Here is a 22,970-nt window from a genome sequence, read left to right as displayed (position 1 = left end):
TGCACTCGTTACGTGTGCTCGGGCGGGTTGATCCGCGACGTCTCGATCGCGGATGCGGAGGTGCCCCACTTCTTGAGGATCCGGGCGTACGTGCCGTCCTCGATCAGCTCGTTGACGGCGGCCTGGAAGGCCTTGGTGAGCGGGGAGCCCTTCTTGAAGGCGAAGCCGACGTCGAGTCGGTGGAACTCGCCGAGGAAGGTGGTCTGCGAGGCGGGCCGGGCCGCCTGATAGCGCAGGCCGTTGATGGTCGACATGATCACGTCGATCCGGCCCTGCTGGAGCGCGGTGAGCGTCGCCCCGTTCTCCGAGTAGACCTTCACGTCGTACGGCTTCTTGCCCGCCTTGGCGCACACCCCCTTCCGCGCGGTGAGGGTCGACTCGAAGGTGGTGCCGGCGCCGGTGCCGATGGTCAGCCCGCACAGCTGGGTGAGGTCGGTGACCTTCGTGCCGAGCGCGGTGTTGCCCTTCTTCACCGCGAAGCCCTGGCCGTCGTTGATGTAGGTGACGAAGTCGATGGTCTTCAGGCGGTCGCTCGTGACGCCGAAGTTGCCGGTGCCGAAGTCGTACTTGCCGCTGCCGAGGGCGGGCAGGATCGTCTCGAAGGAGGCGTCCTGCCGCTCCAGCTTGACGCCGAGCACCTTGGCCGCCGCGTCGGCGATGTCGATGTCCTGGCCGGCGGGCGCCTTGTCCGCGCCGTTCGGGTAGTACGCCCCGGGCGGGAACCCGATCGAGCTGCCGACGCGGAGCGTGCCGGCCTCGCGTACGTCGGCGGGCAGCAGGGCGGCGACGGAGTCCACCTTCCGTACGGCGGCGACCGGGTCGTCGGTCGGCGCGGGAGAGGCCTGAGCACCCGCCGCCGTTGCGCCGGTGTCGCCGGAGCCGCAGGCGGTCAGTGCCAGGAGCGGCAGCAGCGCGAGGGCGGCGGCGATACGCGGGCGGGTTCTGATCCCGGGGAGGTTCACAGGTCGGAGGCCTTTCGGGTGCGCGACCGGGCGTTGAGGTGCTTCTCGAACGGCAGCGGGCCGATGGTTTCCGGGTCGGCCTCGGTGTCGAACAGCGGTGTGTAGCCGGTGGCCAGGTACAGGCCGCGGGCCTCGGGCTGGCGTGGACCGGTGGTCAGGTGGATCCGCCGGTAGCCGCGGGCGCCCGCCTCGCGCTCCAGCTCGGCGACGACACGGCGGGCGAGGCCGCGGCGGCGGTGGGCGGAGTGCGTCCAGATCCGCTTCAGCTCGGCCGTGGTCGCGTCGTAGCGGCGGAAGGCACCGCCCGCGACGGGCTCACCGCGCTCCAGCAGCAGCAGGAGCAGTCCGCCGTAGGGCGGGGTGAACTCCTTGTCGGGATAGCGGGCGATCTCGGCGTGGGCGTCCTTGCCGTAGCGCGTCGAGTACTCGTCGCCCAGTTCGCGCAGCAGGGGTGTCACCCGCGGGTCCGAGACGGGGACATGAATGACCGTCAAGTCCGCTTCCGCCAAAGGTGGCTGGGCTACGGAAGTCATTCGCCCACCGCCGTGAGGGTCTGCGTCCGACGTGCCGCACGCTCGGCGTCGCGCTTGGCGACCTCCTCGCGGACGATCGGGATCACGTACCGGCCGAAGTCGATGGCATCGCCCAGCAGGTCGTAGCCGCGGGCGGAGAGAATGTCGACGCCGAGGTCGTAGTAGTCGAGGAGTGCCTGGGCGACCGTCTCCGGGGTGCCGACCAGGGCGTTGGAGTTGCCCGCGCCGCCGGTCGCGGCGGCGGTCGGGGTCCACAGGGCGCGGTCGTAGCGCTCCCCCGCCTCGGCGATGGCGACGAGGCGCTGCGAGCCGGCGTTTTGAGGGGTGCCGTCGCGGTGGTGCCGTACGAGACCGGCCTCGCGCCGTTCCCGGATGGCGCCGACCGTGCGGTGAGCCTTCTCCCAGGCCAGCTCCTCGGTCGGGGCGATGATCGGGCGGAAGGCGACCTGGATGCGGGGTACGTCGGCGCGGCCCGCGGCCTTCGCGGCGGCCCTCACGTTCTCGATCTGCTCGGCGGTCTTCGCCAGAGGTTCGCCCCACAGGCAGTAGATGTCGGCCTCGGCGCCTCCGGCGGCGTACGCGGCGGGCGACGAGCCGCCGAACGAGACGTTCGGGCGGGGCTGCTGGACGGGGAAGACGTCGCTGACGAAGTCGTGGAAACGGTAGTGCTCGCCCTCGTGGTCGAAGGTCTCGTGGGTGGTCCAGATCTTCTTGACGATCCGGATGTACTCGCGGGTGCGGGCGTAGCGCTCGTCCTTGGTGAGGGTGTCGCCCTCGCGGCCCTGCTCGTGGTCGTTGCCCCCGGTGATGAAGTGCACGGTCAGCCGGCCGTCGCTGATCCGGTCGAGGGTGGCGAAGGTCTTGGCGGCGAAGGTGGGGTACGAGACGTTGGGCCGGTGGGCGAGCAGGATCTGGAGGCGGTCCAGCCTGCTCGCGATGTACGCGGCGGCCGGAGCGGGGTCCGGCGATCCGGAGCCGTAGGCGAACAGCACCCGGTCCCAGCCGTGGTCCTCGTGTGCCCGGGCGAGTCGGAGGGTGTACTCCTTGTCGAACGCGGCGCCGGAGCGTGGCGTGGTTTCGGAGCCGTCGTTGGTGGCGGCGATGCCGAGGAACTCCACAGGCATGTGAGTGGCCTTTCGGAAGCGACCGCACGCAGGCATGACGGAACGGCCTTGCGTGGAGGCATGGGTGACAGCCCGTCAGAAAGACGGAGCGGTGCGAACGTGACGACGCCGGGCGTCGGGAGAAGCGGAGTCGCGGCAGCGCGCAGAAAGAGAGAACTCGGCCCGCGACGGGGTCACCGAGGGAGGGAAGGGCCGGTCAGACGGCCCGCTGCCGAGTCAGACGCAACACGCGGCCGACCACACCCGACCGAAGTCGATGTGGTCGCGCGAGACCAAGCGCTGATGGGCATTCATGCGATTAATTGAGCAGCACCTCGCGCTCCTCGTCAAGCAGCGCCCAGATGCCGGACCATCACGGCCGGCCGTTCGCACGCGTTGTTGACACATCCGCACGGTGGGCACATACGATCGACGGCGGATCGGCTCCGCCCTGTGCGGCGGCCCCTCCGGCCGCGTTGAGGGACGCGGCGAATGTGACGACGTCGAGCCCCGGCCGCACCGTACCCGCGTGGCGCCTGTGCCGCCGCGCTCCCCTACGAGTGCCACCGGGTGGTCACCGCCCACGCCTGCGAATCCCTCCCCCGGAGAGGCTCCCGATGGTCACGCCTTCCGATGTCACATCAGCCCCTGCCACGAAACCCCCTGAGCGGGCGGGCGCCCCCGGCCCCGAGCTGCCGCGGATCGTGCCGCGCCGGCACATCGGCCGCTGGGCGACCGCCGCCGCCGCGCTGCTCGTCTTCGCGATGGTGCTCAACTCCGTCGTCCGCAACGACGCATTCCAATGGGACGTGGTGGGCCGGTACTTCACCACCACCGCCGTGCTCGACGGACTGCTGCTGACCCTGTGGCTGACCGGTGCGGTGATGGTGCTCGGCTTTCTGTTCGGCACCGTGCTGGCGGTGATGCGGCTGTCGGCCAACCCGGTGCTGCGCACGCTGAGTTGGGGCTACGTGTGGATCTTCCGGTCCACTCCGCTGCTGGTGCAGCTGCTGTTCTGGTTCAACATCGGCGCCCTGTATCCGACGCTCGGTCTCGGCATCCCCTTCGGGCCTGAGTTCGTCACCGTCAAGACGGTGAACCTGCTCGGCCCCACCCTCACCGCCGTCATCGGACTGACCCTGCACGAGACCGCCTACGCCGCCGAGGTGGTGCGCGGCGGCATCCTCTCCGTCGACTCCGGCCAGACCGAGGCCGCGCAGGCGATCGGCCTGAGCAGGCGCCGCACCCTGCGCCGGATCGTCATCCCGCAGGCGATGCGCTCCATCGTCCCGACCGCGGGGAACATGCTGATCGGCACCCTGAAGGGCACGAGCATCGTCAGCGTGCTGGCCGTGCACGACCTGCTGTACTCGGTGCAGCTGATCTACAACCAGACCTACCAGGTCATCCCGTTGCTGATGGTCGCCACGCTCTGGTACATCGCGGTCACCAGCGTGCTCAGCGCGGGCCAGTACTACGTCGAGCGGTACTACGCGCGCGGCAACTCCCGTGCGCTGCCGCCCACTCCCCTGCAACGGCTGCGCGGTCGTCTCTCTGCCGTACGCACCCGGCTGAGCAGGGCGACGGCCGCCGATGCCCGCCCTGCGATCGGCCGTACGCCTTTGCGGTGAGGGCGGAGCCGGTGAACCACGGGTATGCGGTCGTCTAGCCTGGCGGTGTGGTGAGCCTCCCATGAGCTCCGTACCGAGGGAACCCGAGGATCTCGTGCGGGCCCTCGCAGCCGCCGGGATCAGGGACGAGCGGCTGCTCGAGGCCGTGCGGGCGACGCCCCGGGCGTACTTCGTCCCGGCCGGTCAGGAGGCGGCCGCCTACCGGGACGTACCCGTTCCGATCGGGCAGGGGCAGGTCACCACGCAGCCGTCGCTGTCCGCCATGATGATCGAGAGCCTTGGTCTGGAAGGGCGCGAGCACGTCCTCGAGGTCGGGACCGGTCTCGGCTTCCAGACCGCGCTGCTCGCCCGGCTGGCCGCCGACGTGGTCAGCGTCGAGATGCGGCCGGACATCGCCCGGCGGGCGCGCGGCAACCTCGTGCGGCAGGGCGTACGGAACGTGGAGCTGCGGGTCGGTGACGGCAGCGGCGGCGTGCCGGACCGCGCCCCGTACGACGCGGTCATCGTGTCGGCCGCCTTCCCGGACGTGCCCGCTCCGCTCGTCGCCCAGGTGCGGCGGTCCGGCCGCCTGGTCCAGCCGATCGGGACGGGCGGGCACGAACAGGTGGTGTGCTTCGTGCGCACCGCCTCCGGGCTGGAGCGGCGGCGGGTGCTGACCGCGGCCCGCTTCGTCCGGCTGTATGGACGGTACGGCTATCCGCACGGCGAGGCGGATCCTCTCTGAGGTACGGCACGGATACGTCGAGGGGCGGCGGAGGTCCGCGGAGGTGCCGCCGCTACTCGTCCCCGACCTCGTCCCGGCTCGCCTCCTCCGTCTCCTCCCCGGTCGCCTCCCCGACGCGTACGATCGCCAGCGTGATGTTGTCGGGGCCGCCCGCCGCGATGGCGGACCTCCACAGTTCAAAGGCCGCCCGGCCGTCGTCGTACTCCCGCATCACCTGGTCGAGCACGTCCGCCGTCAGCGGGTCGGTCAGACCATCGGTGCAGATCAGGTAGCGGTCGCCGGGCGCCAGGGACGCGGCCGTCACATGGGGAAGGACGGCGCGGTAGCCGGGGCTGCCGCCCAGGCACTGGGTGACGAGGGATGTGGATCGTCAGGTGGCGCGGCTCTCGGTGTGGGCTGCGGGGCAGGGGCTGCGGGTGGTGCGGAGGCCGGGGTCGGCTCGGGCATGAACGGCAACCGGGGCAAGGCCAGGCGGCTGCTGGCCGACCCGCGGGTGGGGCGGGTGGTGGTGGAACACCGGGAGCGGCTGGGCCGGATGAATGTGGAGTTGGTGGAGGCGGCGCTGTCCGCGTCCGGGCGGTCCCTGGTGGTCCTGGACGACGGGGAGCTGGACGACGACCTGGTGCGGGACGTCACCGAGGTGCTCACCTCGTTCTGCGCCCGTTTGTACGGTCGGCGCTCGGCACGCAATCGGACCAGGGCGGCGCTGGCGGCGGCCGCGGAGCCGGGGAACGGGCGTTCTTGAGCCGAACGGGTGACCTCGGGCGGTGTGCGTCGTTGAACCACTCGACGGACTCGACGGACTCGACGGACTCGACGGACTCGACGGACTCGACGGACTCGACGGACTCGACGGACTCGACGTGGGAGGGGGTGGGTGCTGGTGGGTGGTGTGGCGCGTTCGGCATCGGGGCTGCGGGTGCTGGCCCCGCCGCGGCTGGCGGAGTGTTCGGGGGCGTTGGCGGTGCGCACCCGGCTGCGTCTGTCGCCCCAAGACGAAGAGGTCCTGGTCGAGCTGGGCGGTTTCGTGTCGCAGTTGGCGGCCCGGGACCTGGCCGAGCGCGTGTTTTTGGGTGCGGAACATTCCAACGAGGATTTCGCCCGGCGTAAGCGGGAGATCTCCGCGCTGTCGTCGTCCCGGTGGGCGGGCACGATCACCCGGGGCAGCAACGAGCAGTGGGCGCTGGCCCGGCGTGCGCAGGCCGCGCACCTGGAGCGGCTGGATGCGGCGATCACCACGGTGCAGGCGCGCCTCGCGGTGCCGGTGGCGGCGTGCGACGTGGCCACCCGGACCAAGGGCTACCCGAGCGCCCGGGTGCGGGCGGCCAAGCAGCGCAGGCTGGCCCGTCTGGAGGCGGTCGCGGCCCGGGTACGCGCGGATGAGGCGGCCGGACGGGTGCGTGTGGTGCGCGGCGGGAAGGACCTGCTGCACACCCGGCTGCACCTTGAGCAGGCCGGGATGGACGTGCAGGAGTGGCGGCGGCACTGGTTCGAGGCGCGGTGCCGGATCGAGGCCGACGGCGAGGCGGGCAAACGCCACGGCAACCAGACGATCAGCATCGCCCCGGACGGCACCGTCACGATCAAGTTGCCGCCGGAGCTGGCCACCCGCTTCGCCGGGCACTGTGACCGTCACGGCCGCTACACCCTGGACGCCGCCTGCTCCTTCGCCTACCGGAATGCCGAATGGCAGGCGCAGGTGCAGGCACAGCGCGCGGTGGGCTACACGATCCGCTTCGAGAACGGCCGCTGTTACCTGACCGCCGCCTTCACCCCGCCCCGCCCCGATCTGCCCGCGGGGGTGGACGAGGTGACGCTGATGGCCGCGGCCCGGGCGGGCGGCATCGTCGGCATCGACCACAACGCCGATCATCTGGCGGCCTGGCGCCTTGATACGCACGGCAATCCGGTCGGGCGTCCGGTCCGCATCGAGGTCGACTACCGAGGCACCACCGCGCGCAGGGACGCGCAGGTGCGGCATGCCTGCTCCGCACTGATCCGGCAGGCGAAGGCCACCGGGGCGACCGCGCTGGTGATCGAGGACCTCGGCTTCGACACCAGCCGCGAGCAGTGCGGCTGGACCGGCAGAGCCGGCCGCGCGTTCCGCAGCACGGTGGCGGGCATGCCGACCGCGAAGTTCGCCGCCCGTCTGGTGGCGATGGCGCACCGGGCGGGTCTGGCGGTGATCGTGGTCGATCCGGCGTATTCGAGCCGCTGGGGTGCCGCTCATTGGCGCGCCGCCACCAGTACGGCAGTACAAGAGACGTCCCGGCACGACGCTGCGGCGATCGTGATCGGGAGGCGTGGCCAGGGCCTGGGCGCGCGACGCAGGGCAGAGAAGACCGTACCCCTCAAGAAGAAGGAAGCCGCCCCAGCTGGTAACAGCACACCGTGTGCGACGACACGCGGCCGGGCCGGTACGGAAGACCATCGCCCCCACACCGCGCACACACCCACCCGGCCCCACCACGCACCCAGGGCCCGCGCCTGCCCCGAGGACCGTGCACACGATGCACGCCGCCGACGAAAACAGGCAACGGCCCAGCCCGCCGAAGACCGTTCGCGGCAGGCCACTGACAGGCAGTCCTGGACGCAGGACTCACTATGGCTCAGTGAATAGGAACGGTGCTCTGTCGTCGACGCTCACCGACCCGGCTGTCGCCCACGTTGAACGCCAGCAGCGAGCCGGGCTGTACGACGACTCCGGCGACCGTCGTCCCCATCGCGGCGAGCTCGCTTCCCTCGACGCCGGCGGCCTCGTACACGGCGCGGTTGCAGGCGTGCAGTGCGCCGCAGACGGCGTCCTCGCCTCTCAGGACGGGGCTGATCGAGGCGATCCGGCAGACGACCAGGGCACTGGCCACGTAGCCGGCGGGATGCCCGCCGAGCCCGTCGGCGACGGCGAGGGGCGTCCCGAGCGGGAACCAGGGTCTGCGGATTCTCGGGTCACGGTGGCGCACAACGTCCACGGTCCGACGACGAGGCTGTCCTCGTTCCGGTCGCGGAGCAGACCCGGATGGCTCAGCGCACTCACAGCGACATACGGCATGGAGCGCCACCGCCTTCGGACAGGACGTCGGGCAATGGCTGCCTAGGCACGTCGTCCCGTGCCGCGGCGCAGGGCCGCTTGCCTGCCTCAGCTCCCGGTCGGCGTGAGCACCACGAAGTCCGCGTTCGACGGGTCGAGGCAGACGGCCAGCCGGCCGACGCCCTCCGCGTCCTCCGGGCCCATCTGCACGCTGCCGCCGTTCTCGGTGACCTTGGCGACCGCGGCGTCGCAGTCGGTGACGTTGAAGACCGGGTGCCAGTACGGCCGCCCGCCGGCCAGGGCGAGGTTCTCCTTGGGGAGCTCCATGAGGCCGCCCTGCATGCGCTCCTCGGGAAGCCCGGAGGGGGTGATGAGGATGTAGTTGCCCCCGCCGCCCGGCAGCTCCATGTCGCTGAACTGCCAGTCGAAGACACCGCCGTAGAACTCCTTGGCCGCCGCGGCGTCGCTCGTGTACAGCTCGGTCCAGGACAGCGAGCCCGGCTGGTCCGCCAGTTCGAAGCCCGTGTTCTTCCTCGGCTGCCAGACGGCGAACTGGCCCCCCAGCGGGTCGCTGTACTGCGCCATCCGGCCCCAGTCGTCGAGGTCTCTCGGCGGCACCCGCACCTCGCCGCCCGCGCGCTCCACGGCCTGGGTGGTGGCGTCCGCGTCGGTGACGGCGAAGTAGATCATCCAGGCCGAGCGCGCGCCCTCCTCGGTGAGCTTGCCGAGCCCGGCGACGGTCTTGCCGTCCTTCCGGAACATCCCGCCTTCCATGTCCTGCCCCTCGCCCATGGACTCGTACTCCCAGCCGAGCACCGCGCCGTAGAAGGCCGCGGTCGCCCGGACGTCGGGGGTACCGAGGTCGAGCCAACAAGGGGAGCCGGGAGTGAGGTCAGTGGTGATCACGGCGATTCCCTTTCGCAGGTCCTGTGTCATCTCAGCCTGACACCCGGCACTGACAATCGCGCGTCGGCCGGTGTGCGGTGTGGACCGTAGCGTGCGCTGCCCGGTGCCGGCCTCCAGCGGATGGGCGGACGGCTACTCCAACGCCGTGACCCGGCTGCTCGGCCATCTGGACGTGCCGCGCAAGGGACTGATCGGCCCCTGGTCGCACAAGTTCCCCCACCTCGGGGAGCCGGGCCCAGGCCGAGCGCGGCCGGCATCAGCAGCGCGCCGAACAGGCCCTGCAGGACGCGGCGCTCGCCCGGCACACGATCGAACCTTCATGCCAGTGCGTTCACCGCTGCCGCGAACAGGCGGGGCAGGCGTGCCGCGGTGGGCATGATGTGCGGGGCGAGCGCCGGCTGCTGACGGGCCCTCACCAGGAGTTCCGTCAGGAGGCGGTGCCGGCGGGTCGCGCGGCTCCAGTCGGTCTCGTAGCGGCTCGGTGTGCCGCGGCGCACGTTGGCGACCAGGGCTTCGGCGCCGGTGAGGGCGAGGGAGACGCCCTCACCGGTCAGCGCGTCGATGTATCCGGCGGCGTCGCCGACGAGCAGGACCCGCCCGTGGGCGCGGGTCCGGGCTCTCTGGCGCAGCGGTCCCGCGCCTCGCACCGCGGTGACGGCCGCTTCCGGGGGGAGGCGGGCCGCCAGTGCGGGGAAGCCGTCCAGTTGGGTGGTGAAGGGGGCTCGCCGGGCCGTCAGCAGGGCGATGCCGACGAGGGCGGGGCCGAGCGGGGTGACGTACGCCTCCGCGTGCGCTCCCCAGTGCACTTCGACGTACGGGGACCAGGGGGGCACCGCGTAGTGCCGGCGCAGCCCGTATCGGGGTGCCCCGGCCCCCCGGGGCTTCGTCTCCAGGCCGAGGGCACGGCGCACGGGTGAGTGCAGGCCGTCCGCGGCGACCAGCCACCGGGCGCGCAGCCCCGTGCCGGGGACGGTCACACCCGTGGTGTCCTGCCGTACTTCCTCCACCCGCAGGGGCAGTACCGGCACCCCCGCGTCCAGGACGGCCCGGTGCAGGGCGCCGTGCAGGTCGGTGCGGCGCACGCCGAGGCCGGGGCCGTACCGGAACGCGGCCTGGACCTGGCGGGGTCCCTGGAGGTAGCGGATGCCGGTGAGGGGGTGGCCGGGGACCTCCAGGCCCAGGGCGGTGAGGGCGCGGACGGCGCCGGGCATCAGGCCCTCACCGCAGGCCTTGTCGACCGGCGCCGGGCGTGGTTCGGCGATGACCGTGTCGAGACCGGCGCGTGCGGCGTGCAGGGCGGTGGCGAGGCCGGCCGGTCCGCCTCCGACGATCAGCAGGTCGTGGCCGCCGCTCACGCGGGCACCGCTTGGGTGAGGGCCGCGTTCTCGCAGCGGATTCGGACCGTGAGCAGCACCGCGTTGGCGACGGTGAACACCGTCGCGGTCAGCCATGCGGAGTGCACCAGGGGCAGGGCGGCGATCTCCACGACGACCGCGACGTAGTTGGGGTGGCGCAGGAAGCGGTAGGGTCCGGCGCCGACCAGGCGCGCTCCGGGAACGACGATGACCCGGGTGTTCCAGTACGGCCCGAGTGTGGTGATGCACCACCAGCGCAGGGCCTGGGCCAGTACGGCGAGCGCCAGCATGGGCCACCCCAGAGCGGGCAGGAACGGCCGGTCGGCGAGCACGGGTTCGAGCAGACAGCACGCGAGCAGGCCCGTGTGCAGAGCGACCATGACCGGGTAGTGGCCACGGCCGTGCTCCACACCGGCGCGGGCGAGGGTCCAGGCCGCGTTGCGCCGGGCGACGAGGAGTTCGGCGACGCGTTCGGCGGCGACGGCGAGGACGACAAGCGTGTACCAGGGCATGAGGATCACTCACCAGCGCAGCAGGACGAGTTCGGAACAGAATCCCGGGCCCATCGCCATGAGCACTCCCCACGTACCGGGCTCGGGCCGACGGGATTCCCGGATGCCCTGCAGGATGTGCAGGACGGAGACGGAGGACATGTTCCCCACCGTCGCGAGGGAGCGCCGCGCGGAGTCCAGGGCGTCGTCGGGCAGGCCGAGGGCGTCGGTCATGGCGGAGAGGATCCGGGGGCCTCCGGGGTGGCACACCCAGGTCCCGATGTCGTCGGTGGTGAGGCCGTGTTCCGCCAGGAAGGCACGCAGGTGCCGGCCGAAGTGGTCCCGCACGATGCCCGGAACACCGGCATCGATCACGACGCGGAATCCTCCCGCGCCGATGTCCCACCCCAGGAGCTGTTCGGTGTCCGGATACAAGCGGCTGCGCGTGGCGACCACGCAGGGCCCGGCCGCCTCCGGGCCGGCGCTGCCGCTGTCACGGCCACCGCCGTCGCCGCGTGCGACGAGCGCTGCCGCACCGTCGCCGAACAGGGCGCCGGCGACGAGGTTGGCGCGGGAGTCGTCGCGCTGCTGGAGCGTCAGCGAGCACAGTTCGACGGTGAGCAGCACAGCGGTGTCGTCGGGGTGTCCGCGCAGGTAGTCGTGCACCCGGGCGAGGCCGGCGGCGCCCGCCGCGCAGCCCAGGCCGAACACCGGAAGCCTTTTCACGTCGGGCCGCAGCCCCATGCGCGCGGCCAGCCGGGCGTCGAGCGACGGGGCGGCGACGCCGGTGATGGAGGCGCACACCAGCAGGTCGACATCGGCCGGCCCGAGTCCCGCCTCCTTCAGGGCGCCGGTGAGGGCTTCCTCGCCCAGTTCGAGGCCCGCCGCCAGCCACGCGTCATTGCTCTGCCCGAAGTCGGCGAGACCGGCGTACCGCTCGATCGGCAGGGCGAGATGACGCGTGCGCACACCGGCGGACGCGTGCAGGCGGCGCAGCACGGCGCGGTCCGCGCCCGGAGGCAGGCACAGGTCGCCGATCGGCTCGGTGAGGTCGTCCTGGGCGTAACGGTGCGGCGGCAGCGCCGTGTGGACGGCGGCGACCGTGGTCGCCGCGGCGGGCACGGAGGTCCGGCGCGGCGCGGTGGGCGGGGAAGGAGCCTGGTCGACGATCAAGGGGACACGCATGTCGGTAATGCCTTCCTCGCCCTGGACGCGGGATTACCTTGCACACGTGTCTCTCCACCCGTCTGGGGTTCTCTCGCGTACGACACACCGTGTCCCGGTGTTGCTGCGCTCCTGCCACCTGGAGCCGGCGCTCGCCGTGACGGTGTTCGTGACCGCACTGGCCGTGGCGGCGGGCCGCGGGGCGGCGGGGTCGGCGGCGGTGGCCGCGGCCGTGCTGGCCGGCCAGCTCTCGATCGGCTGGTGCAACGACGCGGCCGACGCGCGGCGCGACACGGTCTGCGGGCGCCGCGACAAGCCCGTGGCCACCGGCGAACTCCCGCCCCGGGGGGCGGCTGTCGCGGCCGGGGCGGCCCTGGGGCTGTGCGTGCCGCTGTCACTGCTGAGCGGCGCCGCCGCGGGAGCGGCGCACCTGGGGGGCGTGGCCGCGGGCTGGGCCTACAACCTGCGGTTGAAGCGCACGGTGCTCTCGCCGCTGCCGTATGCCGCGGCCTTCGGCGCGCTGCCCGCCTTCGTCACGCTCGGTCTGCCGTCGCCGTCCTGGCCCGCCTGGTGGGCGGTGGCCGCGGGGGCGCTGCTGGGCGTGGGGGCGCACCTGGTGAACGTCCTTCCGGACATCGAGGACGATCTCGCGACCGGTGTGCGCGGGCTGCCGCAGCGGCTGGGCCGTCCGGCCTGCCGATGGCTGGCCCCGTTCGTGATGCTGGCGGCCGTGGGCGTGGTCGTCGCGGGGCCGCCCGGGCCGGTGGAGACCCCGGACCGGGTACTGGCGGCCGCGTCCGGGATCGTCGCCGTCGCGGGTTCGGCTGTGCCGTCCGGGGCCGCCCGCAGCCGGTGGCCGTTCCGGGCGGCGATCGTGGTGGCCGGCCTGGCTGTGGTCCAGCTCCTGCTGCGGGGCTCGGACATGGCCTGACCACGGCCCCGTACGACGCGGCCACGCCCTCGGCGGATCCCTCGGAGGCGGGCCTCGGCGGCAAGGGCGTCGACAAGGCCACCGGCGGCGCGGCCGCGGGCAACGGCGCCGCGCCCGTGAGGGCCGGAGCATCCCCGGCCGGCTGCGGCGGACGTTCGTCCACTGGCCCTTCCCACCGGACGAGGCTGCTGCCGGACCCCCTCGGGCCGGACAGCGGACCGGCGCTGTACGCCGAGGCTCCCTTCCGGGAAGCTGATCAGGAGCATGCCGCGCCCGGCACCGGAGAGGACTGAAGGCACGTGACCACCGAGCCCCCCACTGCGACGCCCCTGCGTTGCGCCGTACTCGACGACTACCAGGGCGCCGCCCTCACGCACGCGGACTGGACGGCCCTCGCGGGGAAGGTGGACGTGCGCGTCCTGCGGGAGCACCTCACCGACCGGGAGAAGCTGGTCGACGCGCTCGCCGGCTGCGAGATCGTCGTGGTCATGCGGGAGCGGACGCCCGTCGACGCGGACCTGCTGCGTCGGCTGCCGCGGCTGCGGCTGCTCGTCACCACGGGCATGCGCAACGCCTCCATCGATCTCGCGGCAGCCGCCGCCGCGGGGGTGACCGTCTGCGGCACGGCCAGCAGCAGCACCCCGCCGGTGGAGCTGACCTGGGCGCTGATCCTGGGCCTGGCACGGCAGTTGACGGTCGAGAACCGGGCCCTGCGGGAGAACGGGCCGTGGCAGTCCACGGTGGGCCAGGACCTGCACGGCCGGACGCTGGGGCTGCTCGGACTCGGCAAGATCGGCAGCCGTATGGCGCGGGTCGGCGCGGCCTTCGGCATGGAGGTCCTCGCCTGGAGCCAGAACCTCACGGCGGAGCGCGCGTGGGCCGAGGGCGCTCAACTGGCCGACAGCAAGGAGGACCTGCTGCGGCGCAGTGACTTCGTGTCGATCCACCTCGTGCTGTCCGAGCGGACCCGCGGCCTGCTCGGCGAGGCGGAACTACGTGCCATGAAGCCCAGTGCCTATCTGGTCAACACCTCCCGCGCCGGGATCGTCGACCGGGCGGCGCTGCTGAGCACTCTGCGCGAGGGCCGGCTCGCCGGGGCCGGCCTCGACGTCTTCGAGACCGAGCCGCTGCCCGCCGACGACCCCCTGCGCTCCCTGCCGAACGTCCTGGCCACGCCCCACCTCGGCTACGTCACCCAGGCCAACTACCGCACCTTCTACGGCCAGGTGGTGGAGGACATCACCGCCTTCCTCGCCGGGGAACCGGTCCGGCTGCTGCGAGCGGGCTGATCACGGGCGGCCTCACCCCTTCCTCAATTCGATGACGTTTTGCCTAAAAGGTTTAGGCAAATGCATAATCGAGTACGCCGAGCGGGAGGAACGGTATGGCGCGCGCAGGACTCACCACGGAACGCCTGACCACAGCGGGTGCGGAACTGGCCGACGAGGTCGGCTTCGACCAGGTGACCGTCTCCGCGCTCGCCCGTCGGTTCGACGTCAAGGTCGCGAGCCTGTACTCGCACGTGAAGAACTCCCAGGACCTCAAGACCAGGATCGCCCTGCTCGCCCTCGAGGAGCTCGCCGACCGGGGCGCCGCCGCGCTGGCCGGGCGGGCCGGCAAGGACGCCCTGACCGCCCTGGCGAACGTCTACCGCGACTACGCCCGGGAGCACCCCGGCCGCTACGCCGCGGCCCAGTTGAGACTCGACCCGGAGGCGGCGGCCGCCGGCGCCGGCGGCAGGCACGCCCGGATGACGCGGGCGATCCTGCGCGGCTACGACCTGACGGAGCCGGACCAGACGCACGCGGTACGGCTCCTGGGCAGCGTCTTCCATGGCTATGTCAGCCTGGAGATGGGGGGCGGGTTCAGCCACAGCGCCCCCGACTCGCAGGAGACCTGGTCACGGATCCTGGACGCCCTCGACGCCCTGTTGCGGAACTGGCCCGCCCCTCCCCACACCCCCTGAGGCCGACACCATGCACACCAGCAAGCACGACTGGATCAGCACGCCCATCACCGCGGACCTCCTGCGCGGCGCCCTCGAACTGGAACGCACCGAGACCGGTGTGCTGCCGCACCGGCTGCCCGCGTGGGCCCGCGCCCAGTGTGCCGACGGGCAGCTGGCCATGGCCGAGGCCCAGTCCTCCGGCGTACGGCTGGTCTTCCACACCGGGGCCACCGCCGTCGAGCTGGACACGCTGCCCACCAAACGCGCGTATGTGGGCGCCCCGCCCCTCCCGGACGGCGTCTACGACCTGCTCGTCGACGGCCGCCTCGCCGGCCAGGGCAGTGTCACGGGCGGCAACACGCTGACCATCGACATGGCCACCGGGACCGCCGAGAGGCAGCCCGGCCCGCCCGGCACCCTCCGCTTCACCGACCTGCCCGAGGGCGTCAAGGACGTGGAGATCTGGCTGCCGCACACCGAGATCACCGAACTCGTCGCCCTGCGCACCGACGCCCCCGTCGAGCCCGCGCCGGACCCGGGCCGCCGGGCGTGGCTGCACCACGGCAGCTCCATCAGCCACGGCTCCAACGCCGCGAGTCCCACCACCACCTGGCCCGCCCTCGCCGCCCTGCTCGGCGGCGTGGAACTGATCAACCTCGGCATGGGCGGCAGCGCCCTGCTCGACCCGTTCACCGCCCGCACCCTGCGGGACACGCCCGCCGACCTGATCAGCGTCAAGATCGGAATCAACCTGGTCAACGCCGACCTGATGCGGCTGCGCGCCTTCACCCCCGCCGTCCACGGCTTCCTCGACACCATCCGCGAAGGCCACCCCACCACCCCGCTGTTGGTCGTCTCCCCCATCCTGTGCCCCATCCACGAGGACACGCCCGGACCGAGCGCTCCGGACTTCAGCTCCCTCAGCACCGGCCGACTGCGGTTCCGGGCCATGGGTGACCCGGCCGAACGCGCGACCGGGAAACTGACCCTGGGGGTCATACGGGACGAGCTCACCCGGATCGTGGCGCAGCGCGCGGCCGACGACCCGCACCTGCACTACCTCGACGGCCGCGAGCTGTACGGCGAGGCGGACTCCGCCGCACTGCCGCTGCCCGACGATCTCCACCCGGACGCCGCCACCCACCGCCGCATCGGGGAACGCTTCGCCGCACTGGCCTTCAGCGGCGACGGAGTCTTCGTGGACGGCGGTGTCTGAAACACCACACCCGTTTGCTCCCCGTCGGCCGGCTCCGCCTCACGGACGTGAGGCGCGCAGGTAAAGCGCATGTGACGAAACTGTTGACGCGGGCATGCCCCCAACCTATCTTCTGACCGAATTTACGAACCACGTTCGGAATCACGGACAGGACGGTCCCCCCATGCGTCGGCTGCTCGTCGGTGTGATCGCCGTACTCATCGCCCTGGTCTCGGCCACGACCCAGCCGGCCGCCGCGGCCGACGGCCGCCCCTACACCAACCCGCTCAAGTCGTCCAAGGGCGCCGACCCGTGGCTGGAGTACTACGACGGCGACTACTACCTGATCACCACGACGTTCACCGGCGTCCTCGGTATGCGCAAGTCGCCCACCCTGGCGGGTCTGGCCACCGCGCCCACCGTGCAGGTGTGGTCGGACACCACGTCGACGCGCAACACCAACATCTGGGCGCCGGAGATCCACTTCCTCGACGGCAAGTGGTACCTGTACTACTCCGCCGGGCAGAGCGGCGTCGCCTGCTGCGACTCGCAGCGCACGCACGTCCTTCAGAGCGCCGGGACAGATCCGATGGGCCCGTACACCTACAAGGGCTCGCTGACCGGATCGAACCTGACGCCGGGTGGCTGGCTGATCGACGCGAGCGTGTTGAAGGCGAACGGCCGGCTCTACCTCCTCGGCAGCGGCTTCGTGAACGGCGGTGCGCAGAGCCTGGTCATCGCGCCGATGAGCAATCCGTACACCCTCGCCAGCCGCACCTTCACCGTCATCTCCAGTCCGACGCTGAGCTGGGAACGGTCGGGCTCCCCCGTCAACGAGGCCCCCGAGCCGCTCTACCACGACGGCCGCACCTTCCTGACGTACTCCGCGAGTTCCTGCCAGACGGCCGACTACAAGCTGGGGCAACTTGAGCTGACCGGCTCCGATCCGCTCAACCCGGCGTCGTGGACGAAGAAGCAGACACCGGTCTTCCAGCGCAGTGACGCGAACGGCGTCTACGGCCCCGGCCACAACGGCTTCTTCACCTCGCCCGACGGCACCGAGAACTGGATCGTCTACCACGCCAACTCCGCGTCGAACGGCGGCTGCGGCAACGCCCGGACCACCCGCGCCCAGGAGTTCACCTGGAACGCCGACGGCACCCCGGACTTCGGCACCCCGGTCGCCCTCGGCGACACGCGCCCCGGCCCGTCCGGCGAGACGGCGGCCACCCCGACGTCGTACACCCTCGTCAACCGCAACAGCGGCAAGTGTCTGGACGTCGAGGGCGGCAACACGGCCAACGGCACCAACGTCCTCCAGTGGACCTGCACCGGCGGCGCCAACCAGAAGTGGCGTGTCGAGGACCTCGGCGACGACACCAGCCGGCTGGTCAACGCCGGCACGGGCGGCGTGCTGGACGCGGCCGAGTGCTCCACCGCCGACGGCGCCGACCTGCGTCAGTGGTCCTGGCTGGACAACAAGTGCCAGCGCTACCGGCTCGTATACACCGCGACCGGCGACCACGTCCGGATCGTGAACGAGAACAGCGGCAAGGTCGCCGACGTCGCGAACTGCGGTACCGCCGACGGCAGCGACGTACGGCAGTGGTCGTGGCTGAACAACACCTGCCAGCAGTGGCGCCTCGTCCCCACCACCTGATCACCCCCCTCGCTCTGACCTGTGATCTGGAGAACTCCCTTGAGACGCAACGCCGTACGGCTCCTCATGGCCGTCCTCGTCGCCCTGGCGGCCTGTCTCCTCGGCCCCGGCACCACCGCTCAGGCCGCCGTGCCGGTCTCCCCCGCCGTGACGTACACCAACCCGATCGCGGAGAAGCGCGCCGACCCGCACATCTTCAAACACACCGACGGCTACTACTACTTCACCGCGACCGTCCCCGAGTACGACCGCATCGTGCTGCGCCGGGCGACCACCATCCAGGGCCTGAAGACCGCCCCCGAGACGACGATCTGGACCAAGCACGCCAGCGGCGTGATGGGCGCGCACATCTGGGCGCCGGAGATCCACTTCATCGACGGCAAGTGGTACGTGTACTTCGCGGCCGGCGCCACCAACGACGTGTGGGCGATCCGGATGTACGTCCTGGAGGGCACCGGAGCCAACCCGCTGACCGCGACCTGGACGGAGAAGGGCCAGATCAGGACCACGTGGGAGAGCTTCTCCCTCGACGCCACCACCTTCGTCGTGAACGGCGTCCGCTACCTCTCCTGGGCCCAGCGCAACCCGGCCGAGAACAACAACACCAGCCTGTTCGTCGCGAAGATGGCCAACCCCTGGACCATCCAGGGCACCCCGGCGGAGATCTCCCAGCCCACGCTGTCCTGGGAGACGATCGGATTCAAGGTCAACGAGGGCCCGGCGGTCATCCAGCACGGCGGCAAGGTCTTCATGTCGTACTCCGCCAGCGCCACCGACGCCAACTACTGCCTGGGGCTGCTGACGGCGTCCGCCTCCGCCGACCTGACCAACCCGGCCTCCTGGAGCAAGAGCTCCCAGCCGGTCTTCAAGAGCAGTGCCGCGACCTCGCAGTACGGTCCCGGCCACAACTCGTTCACCGTCTCCGAGGACGGGAAGTCGGACATCCTCGTCTACCACGACCGCAGCTACAAGGACATCAGCGGCGACCCGCTCAACGACCCCAACCGCCGCACCCGCGTCCAGAAGCTGTACTGGAAGGCCGACGGCACGCCCGACTTCGGCATCCCGGTGGCCGACGGAGTCACCCCGCAGCGCCTGTCGTCGTACAACTACCCGGACCGGTTCGTCCGCCACTGGGAGTTCCGCGCCCGGACCGACACCAACGTCTCCCCGCTGGCGGACTCGCAGTTCCGGGTCGTCACCGGTCTGACCGGCAGCGGAACCGTGTCGCTGGAGTCGGCCAACTTCCCCGGCTACTTCCTGCGCCACGACAACTTCGAGGTGTGGCTGGAGAAGAACGACGGCACGGCGCGGTTCGCGGCCGACGCCACCTTCCACCGGCGCGCGGGGCTGTCGGACTCGGCGGGCGTCTCCTACGAGTCGTCCAACTACCCGGGCCGCTACATCCGCCACTACGACCACCTGCTGTACGTGCAGGCACCGAGCACGGCGACCGACCGGGCGGACGCCACGTTCTACGGCCAGTGAGCTTCCCCGGGCGGGGGTCGGTGTCCCCGGCCGGCCCGGGGGAACCCGGCAGCGCATGAGGATCCTGCTGACCGGGTGGTTCAGCTTCCGCGACGGGGAGGCGACCGCCGGTGACGTACTGGCGCTGCGGCGGGTCGAGGACGTGCTGGGGCCGGCCGGGATCCCGTACGACGTGGTGTGGAGCCCGGGGTTCCACCCCGGTGCGCGGCACCTGGACCAGGTCCGGCCCGAGGACTACTCGCACCTGGTGTTCGTGTGCGGGCCCCTGCACGGGCCGCAGATCGAGGAGCTGCACCGGCGGTTCGCGCACTGCGTGCGGATCGCCGTCGGCACGTCGGTGCTGGACGCCGGTGCCCTGGCCGTCACCGGCTTCCACCGCGTGCTGGCGCGCGACGCCCCGGACACGGAGCCGGGGCGGGACCTGTCGGCCCGCGCCCCGGCCGGCCCCGCTCGGCCCGTGGTCGGGGTGATCCTCACGCACGGACAGCACGAGTACGGGCGGCAGCGGCGGCACGTGCAGGTCGCCGACGAGGTGACCCGCTGGCTGGCCGGCCAGGACTGCGCCCGACTGGAGCTGGAGACCCGGCTCGACACACGCGACTGGCGGCTGAGCGCCACCCCGGAGCAGCTGGAGTCGGTGCTGGCCCGGCTGGACCTCGTCGTCACGGACCGGCTGCACGGGCTGGTGCTGGCCCTGCGGGCCGGAATCCCGGCGCTCGCCGTGGACCCGGTCGCGGGCGGCGCGAAGGTGACGGCCCAGGCACACGCCTGCGGCTGGCCCGCCCTGGTCCCCGCGGAACGGCTCGACGCCGGCCGGCTGGGGACCTGGTGGGACTGGTGCCTGACCTCCGGCCCGGCCGCCGCCCGGCGGATCCGCGCCGAGTTCCTGGGGGGCAAGGAACCCGACGGCGCGGACGCCCTGCTGGACGCCCTGGAGGGGACGGAGGGCTGAGCGTTTGTCGCCGGGGGCCACGGGGACCCGGTCGCCAGGAGGTGATCGCCCGAAGGGCGAACGCCCGGAGAGCACCGACTGAGCTGGGTTCAGCCCGTGTAGCGGCGCGCGGTCGAGTTCCGCTGGGCGTGCTCCAGCGCGCGCAGGCGGGACTCGACCGTCGCCGGCACCACCCGGCGTTCGCGCAGCACCCACGGCAGGGCGGCCGCCGCCTCGGCGAAGGCGCGCAGGGACGCCGCGTCGCGGGGCACCGTGCGGGCCAGATGCAGGGTGCGGCGCAGGGCGGGACCGGCCGGGCGGCGCAGCCAGGTGAACCAGAGCGTGTTGCGGATGCCGTGCCTGCGCCGGAGCCTGGAGTCCCGTACGGCGGAGGGACAGTGATGGATCGTCAGGTCCTCCGCGTACGTCAGCCACCAGCCGTCCGCCGCCAGGTCCACGGCGAGCAGTTCCTCCTCGCCGCCCAGCCACAGCCGCGGATGGAAGCCGCCGGCCGTCCGGAAGGCGTCGGTGCGCAGTACGGTCGCGGCGGCCAGGAAGGACCCCAGGGCCGGGCCGGGCAGCCAGTCGGGGCCGGGCACGGGTGAGTTGCGCAGTTCCTCGTTGATCGGGTCGTCGACGCCGTCCGGTTCGACGACGATCCGGGCCGTGACGGAACCGAGCGCGGGATACCGGTCGAGGAGGTCGGCCGCTCCGGACAGCGCGCCGGGCGCCCACCACGAGTCGTCGTCGCAGAAGGCGACGTACGGCGTACGGACCTGGCGCACCGCCAGATTGCGGCCGACCGCGCCGAGGTTGCGGCCGGGCCGCAGCAGCCGTACCTCCGGGTGGTGGCGGGCGACCGCGGCGGCGGTGCCGTCGGTGGAGGCGTTGTCGGTGACGAAGACGGGCGGCACCTCGGGGAGTTCGGCGAGTCGGTCCAGGGTGCGCAGGAGTTCGGGGCACCGGTTGTGGGTGATGACGACGACGGTCGTACGGGGGTCGGTCATGCTGTCGCTCCGTCGAGAAGGCGCGCGGCGCGCTCGACGTGCGGGGGCAGGGGCCGGCGGGCGCCCACGGCGGCCGGGAGGCGGGCGAGGGTCTCGCGCAGGGCGCGTCGGGCGTGGGCGTCGTGGCGTGCCTCGGCGGCCAGCTCGCCGGTGCGGGCCAGCGCGTACGGCAGGGGGCGGCGCAGCCAGGCGGTGAGCAGTTCGTTGCGGCGGACCACGGCGGGGCGGTGGGGGCGGGGCGTCGGGTCGGGGTGGTGGTGGGCGACGACCTCCGGGCAGTGGGTGACGCCCCAGCCGCGAGCGGCGAGGTCGTAGGCGAGGAGGGTCTCCTCCGCGCCGAAGAAGAGCAGCCGGTGGTAGCCGCCCACGTCCAGGTAGGCGCTGCGGCGGGCGACGGCGGCGCAGCCGAGGAAGCCGAGGACCTGGGTGCCGGGGAGGTCGGAGGCCGGGCCGAGGGGCGAGTCGGCGAGCAGGTCGTTGAGCGGGTCGGGGGTCTCGTCGGGGCCGACGAGGGTGCGGCCGGCGAGCAGGCCGAGCCGCGGGTGGGCGTCGAACAGCCGGACCGCCTCGCTCAGCGCGCCGGGCGCCCACCAGGAGTCGTCGTCGCTGAACGCCACGTAGGGGGTGCGCAGGGCGCGGACGCCGCGCGTGCGGGCGAGGGCGCCGCGGTTGAACGGCAGCGAGAGCACGCGGACCCGGGGGCAGTGGCGGGCGACCATGGCGCGGGTGTCGTCGGTGGAGGCGTTGTCGGCGACGAGGACGGGCGGGCGTTCGGGGAGGGCGGTCAGGTGGCGGAGGGTTTCGGCGAGGGTGGCGGAGCGGTTGCGAGTGGCGATGACGATGCCGATGGGCGTCTGGTCCACGGGGTTCGGGGGATTCTTCGGGGGATTCATGGCTGATCGACGGGCACGCGCTGGTCGGGGTGCCGGCCCGTGCGGGTGGCGTCCGGCAGCTGGTGCAGGGCGTCGAGTACGTCGTCGGGGCGGATGCGCAGCAGGTGCGGGTCGGGGGTGCTGCCGTGCGGGTCGCCCTCCGGGCCCGGGTGCCACAGTGCGCGGTGGCGGGGGTGTGCGGGCGGGCCCCAGCGGCTGGGCGGGACCGGCCCGAAGAGGGTGACGGAGGGCGTGGCGTGGGCGACCGCGAGGTGGGCGATACCGGTGTCACCGCTGACCACGGCGGCTGCCTCGGCGACCAGGGCGGAGAGCCGGTCGAAGGGGAGGCCGTCGCCGAACACGTCCGTGTCGGGCAGGCCGGCGCGCCGGGCGAGGTCGGCCACGAGGGCGGACTCGCCCGCTCCCCCGGTGACCACGACACGCCGGCCGCGGGCGCGCAGGGCCGCGGCGACGGTCGCGTAGCGCTCGACGGGCCAGCAGCGGGAGGGTGCGCCGGCGCCGGGGTGCAGGACGACGGCGCCGGGGGCCGGGGACGGCACGGCGGGGCGGGGCAGGCGCAGGTCGGTGGGGTCGGCGTCGATGCCGTACCACTGCACGAGCCGGCACCAGCGGACCCGCTCGTGTTCCTCCGGGCGCCATCGCGGGCCGTCGACCTCGGGGGTCGCGGGGTGCGCGAAGGCCAGGAGCCGGAGCGGGCGCAGGTCCAGGAGCAAGCGGTGGCTGGGCGGGCCGTTGCCGTGCAGGTCGACGGCGACGTCCGGGGGCGGGCCGGTCCAGTCCAGGCCGCAGGGTACGGCCCGGCCGGGCGCCGACGCGGGCAGCAGCCGGTCGACGGCGCCCGTGGCCGCCGCGACCGGCGCGAGCTCGGCGGGCACGGCCAGCACCGTCTCGTGTCCGGGGAAGCCGCGGCGCAGCGCGCGCAGCGCGGGGACGCCGGCGAGGAGATCACCGAGCCCGAGGGCACGCAGGACGAGGAGGCGGGGGCGGGGGGCGGTCATCGGGCATCTCCCGGGCTGCCGG

Annotated in this window: 21 protein-coding genes and 3 pseudogenes; 12 read left to right on the top strand and 12 right to left on the bottom strand. The window is 72.6% G+C overall.

Annotated elements, in window-relative coordinates; all coding sequences use genetic code 11:
* Positions 1–8: 8 nt before the first annotated feature.
* Genes Q4V64_RS41405 through Q4V64_RS41395 form a run of 3 tightly spaced genes read right to left on the bottom strand, consistent with a single transcriptional unit; the run spans position 9 to position 2,619 of the window.
* Entirely contained in the window at positions 9–962 is a 954-nt protein-coding gene (locus Q4V64_RS41405) for an ABC transporter substrate-binding protein (RefSeq protein ID WP_124438258.1), read from the bottom strand.
* Positions 959–1,495, bottom strand: coding sequence for a GNAT family N-acetyltransferase (locus Q4V64_RS41400; RefSeq protein ID WP_124438259.1), 537 nt, complete (start codon positions 1,493–1,495; stop codon positions 959–961). The genes Q4V64_RS41405 and Q4V64_RS41400 overlap by 4 nt, the downstream gene beginning before the upstream one ends.
* The gene (locus Q4V64_RS41395) at positions 1,492–2,619 is read right to left on the bottom strand and encodes an LLM class flavin-dependent oxidoreductase (RefSeq protein ID WP_124438260.1); all 1,128 of its coding nucleotides are present in this window, start codon (positions 2,617–2,619) and stop codon (positions 1,492–1,494) included. The genes Q4V64_RS41400 and Q4V64_RS41395 overlap by 4 nt, the downstream gene beginning before the upstream one ends.
* A gap of 596 nt (positions 2,620–3,215) precedes the next feature.
* Between Q4V64_RS41395 and Q4V64_RS41390 the strand changes: the two genes are divergently transcribed.
* Positions 3,216–4,229, top strand: coding sequence for an amino acid ABC transporter permease (locus Q4V64_RS41390; protein ID WP_124438261.1), 1,014 nt, complete (start codon positions 3,216–3,218; stop codon positions 4,227–4,229).
* Positions 4,230–4,290: 61 nt separating this feature from the next.
* Entirely contained in the window at positions 4,291–4,953 is a 663-nt protein-coding gene (locus tag Q4V64_RS41385) for a protein-L-isoaspartate(D-aspartate) O-methyltransferase (RefSeq protein ID WP_124438262.1), read from the top strand.
* Between the two features lie 52 nt (positions 4,954–5,005).
* Here Q4V64_RS41385 and Q4V64_RS41380 read toward each other — a convergent pair whose 3' ends face one another.
* Positions 5,006–5,257 carry a hypothetical protein gene (locus Q4V64_RS41380; RefSeq protein WP_303714085.1) on the bottom strand — a complete coding sequence of 84 codons (252 nt, stop codon included), beginning with the start codon at positions 5,255–5,257 and terminating at the stop codon, positions 5,006–5,008.
* Positions 5,258–5,389: 132 nt separating this feature from the next.
* Between Q4V64_RS41380 and Q4V64_RS41375 the strand changes: the two are divergent.
* Both Q4V64_RS41375 and Q4V64_RS41370 read left to right on the top strand, forming a co-directional pair.
* Positions 5,390–5,698, top strand: a pseudogene (locus tag Q4V64_RS41375) (recombinase family protein); the annotation flags it as partial.
* Positions 5,699–5,845: 147 nt separating this feature from the next.
* Positions 5,846–7,573: an IS200/IS605 family element transposase accessory protein TnpB gene (locus tag Q4V64_RS41370; RefSeq protein WP_124438263.1), complete on the top strand. Its 1,728-nt coding sequence runs from the start codon at positions 5,846–5,848 to the stop codon at positions 7,571–7,573.
* A 28-nt stretch (positions 7,574–7,601) separates the two neighbouring features.
* On the opposite strand, the pseudogene Q4V64_RS41365 reads toward Q4V64_RS41370, so the two are convergent.
* Positions 7,602–8,002: pseudogene (locus Q4V64_RS41365) on the bottom strand (protein phosphatase 2C domain-containing protein); the annotation flags it as partial.
* An 87-nt stretch (positions 8,003–8,089) separates the two neighbouring features.
* Positions 8,090–8,887 carry a VOC family protein gene (locus tag Q4V64_RS41360; protein WP_124438264.1) on the bottom strand — a complete coding sequence of 266 codons (798 nt, stop codon included), beginning with the start codon at positions 8,885–8,887 and terminating at the stop codon, positions 8,090–8,092.
* Between the two features lie 88 nt (positions 8,888–8,975).
* On the opposite strand from Q4V64_RS41360, the pseudogene Q4V64_RS55555 reads away from it, so the two are divergent.
* Positions 8,976–9,125, top strand: a pseudogene (locus Q4V64_RS55555) (CocE/NonD family hydrolase); the annotation flags it as partial.
* A 79-nt stretch (positions 9,126–9,204) separates the two neighbouring features.
* Here the strand turns inward: Q4V64_RS55555 and Q4V64_RS41355 are convergent.
* Genes Q4V64_RS41355 through Q4V64_RS41345 form a run of 3 tightly spaced genes read right to left on the bottom strand, consistent with a single transcriptional unit; the run spans position 9,205 to position 11,918 of the window.
* Positions 9,205–10,242, bottom strand: coding sequence for an NAD(P)/FAD-dependent oxidoreductase (locus tag Q4V64_RS41355; RefSeq protein ID WP_124438266.1), 1,038 nt, complete (start codon positions 10,240–10,242; stop codon positions 9,205–9,207).
* On the bottom strand, positions 10,239–10,754 hold the full coding sequence (locus tag Q4V64_RS41350) for an isoprenylcysteine carboxylmethyltransferase family protein (protein ID WP_124438267.1): 516 nt from the start codon (positions 10,752–10,754) through the stop codon (positions 10,239–10,241). Before Q4V64_RS41350 ends, Q4V64_RS41355 begins: the two co-directional genes overlap by 4 nt.
* 9 nt (positions 10,755–10,763) lie before the next feature.
* Positions 10,764–11,918: a 3-oxoacyl-[acyl-carrier-protein] synthase III C-terminal domain-containing protein gene (locus tag Q4V64_RS41345; protein ID WP_172629065.1), complete on the bottom strand. Its 1,155-nt coding sequence runs from the start codon at positions 11,916–11,918 to the stop codon at positions 10,764–10,766.
* A 46-nt stretch (positions 11,919–11,964) separates the two neighbouring features.
* Here Q4V64_RS41345 and Q4V64_RS41340 point away from each other — a divergent pair, with 46 nt between their 5' ends.
* The 7 genes from Q4V64_RS41340 (at position 11,965) to Q4V64_RS41310 (ending at position 20,071) form a co-directional block, all read left to right on the top strand.
* Positions 11,965–12,828, top strand: coding sequence for a UbiA family prenyltransferase (locus Q4V64_RS41340; protein WP_303714079.1), 864 nt, complete (start codon positions 11,965–11,967; stop codon positions 12,826–12,828).
* A gap of 299 nt (positions 12,829–13,127) precedes the next feature.
* A complete protein-coding gene (locus Q4V64_RS41335) occupies positions 13,128–14,117 on the top strand; it encodes a D-2-hydroxyacid dehydrogenase family protein (RefSeq protein ID WP_253266803.1) in 990 nt (329 codons plus the stop codon).
* A gap of 95 nt (positions 14,118–14,212) precedes the next feature.
* On the top strand, positions 14,213–14,794 hold the full coding sequence (locus Q4V64_RS41330) for a TetR/AcrR family transcriptional regulator (RefSeq protein WP_124438269.1): 582 nt from the start codon (positions 14,213–14,215) through the stop codon (positions 14,792–14,794).
* 10 nt (positions 14,795–14,804) lie between these two features.
* Positions 14,805–15,992 (top strand): GDSL-type esterase/lipase family protein, encoded by a 1,188-nt coding sequence (locus Q4V64_RS41325; protein ID WP_124438270.1) that lies wholly within the window; start codon positions 14,805–14,807, stop codon positions 15,990–15,992.
* Positions 15,993–16,155: 163 nt separating this feature from the next.
* On the top strand, positions 16,156–17,631 hold the full coding sequence (locus tag Q4V64_RS41320) for a family 43 glycosylhydrolase (RefSeq protein WP_124438271.1): 1,476 nt from the start codon (positions 16,156–16,158) through the stop codon (positions 17,629–17,631).
* Between the two features lie 66 nt (positions 17,632–17,697).
* The gene (locus Q4V64_RS41315) at positions 17,698–19,119 is read left to right on the top strand and encodes a family 43 glycosylhydrolase (RefSeq protein WP_124438309.1); all 1,422 of its coding nucleotides are present in this window, start codon (positions 17,698–17,700) and stop codon (positions 19,117–19,119) included.
* Positions 19,120–19,174: 55 nt separating this feature from the next.
* Positions 19,175–20,071, top strand: a complete 897-nt coding sequence (locus Q4V64_RS41310; RefSeq protein ID WP_124438272.1) for a polysaccharide pyruvyl transferase family protein — start codon at positions 19,175–19,177, stop codon at positions 20,069–20,071.
* Between the two features lie 89 nt (positions 20,072–20,160).
* Here the strand turns inward: Q4V64_RS41310 and Q4V64_RS41305 are convergent, their stop codons facing one another.
* From Q4V64_RS41305 to Q4V64_RS41295, 3 genes are read right to left on the bottom strand one after another with little or no spacing between them, the layout of a single operon-like run.
* A complete protein-coding gene (locus Q4V64_RS41305; protein WP_124438273.1) occupies positions 20,161–21,057 on the bottom strand; it encodes a glycosyltransferase in 897 nt (298 codons plus the stop codon).
* The gene (locus tag Q4V64_RS41300) at positions 21,054–21,950 is read right to left on the bottom strand and encodes a glycosyltransferase family 2 protein (RefSeq protein ID WP_124438274.1); all 897 of its coding nucleotides are present in this window, start codon (positions 21,948–21,950) and stop codon (positions 21,054–21,056) included. Before Q4V64_RS41300 ends, Q4V64_RS41305 begins: the two co-directional genes overlap by 4 nt.
* Positions 21,947–22,948 carry a glycosyltransferase family 9 protein gene (locus Q4V64_RS41295; RefSeq protein WP_124438275.1) on the bottom strand — a complete coding sequence of 334 codons (1,002 nt, stop codon included), beginning with the start codon at positions 22,946–22,948 and terminating at the stop codon, positions 21,947–21,949. The genes Q4V64_RS41300 and Q4V64_RS41295 overlap by 4 nt, the downstream gene beginning before the upstream one ends.
* Positions 22,949–22,970 lie beyond the last annotated feature (22 nt).

The organism is Streptomyces sp. NL15-2K, from assembly GCF_030551255.1.
GTDB lineage: Bacteria > Actinomycetota > Actinomycetes > Streptomycetales > Streptomycetaceae > Streptomyces.
The sequence above is the reverse complement of the archived record's forward strand: the minus strand, read 5'-3'. Positions and strand labels throughout refer to the sequence as shown.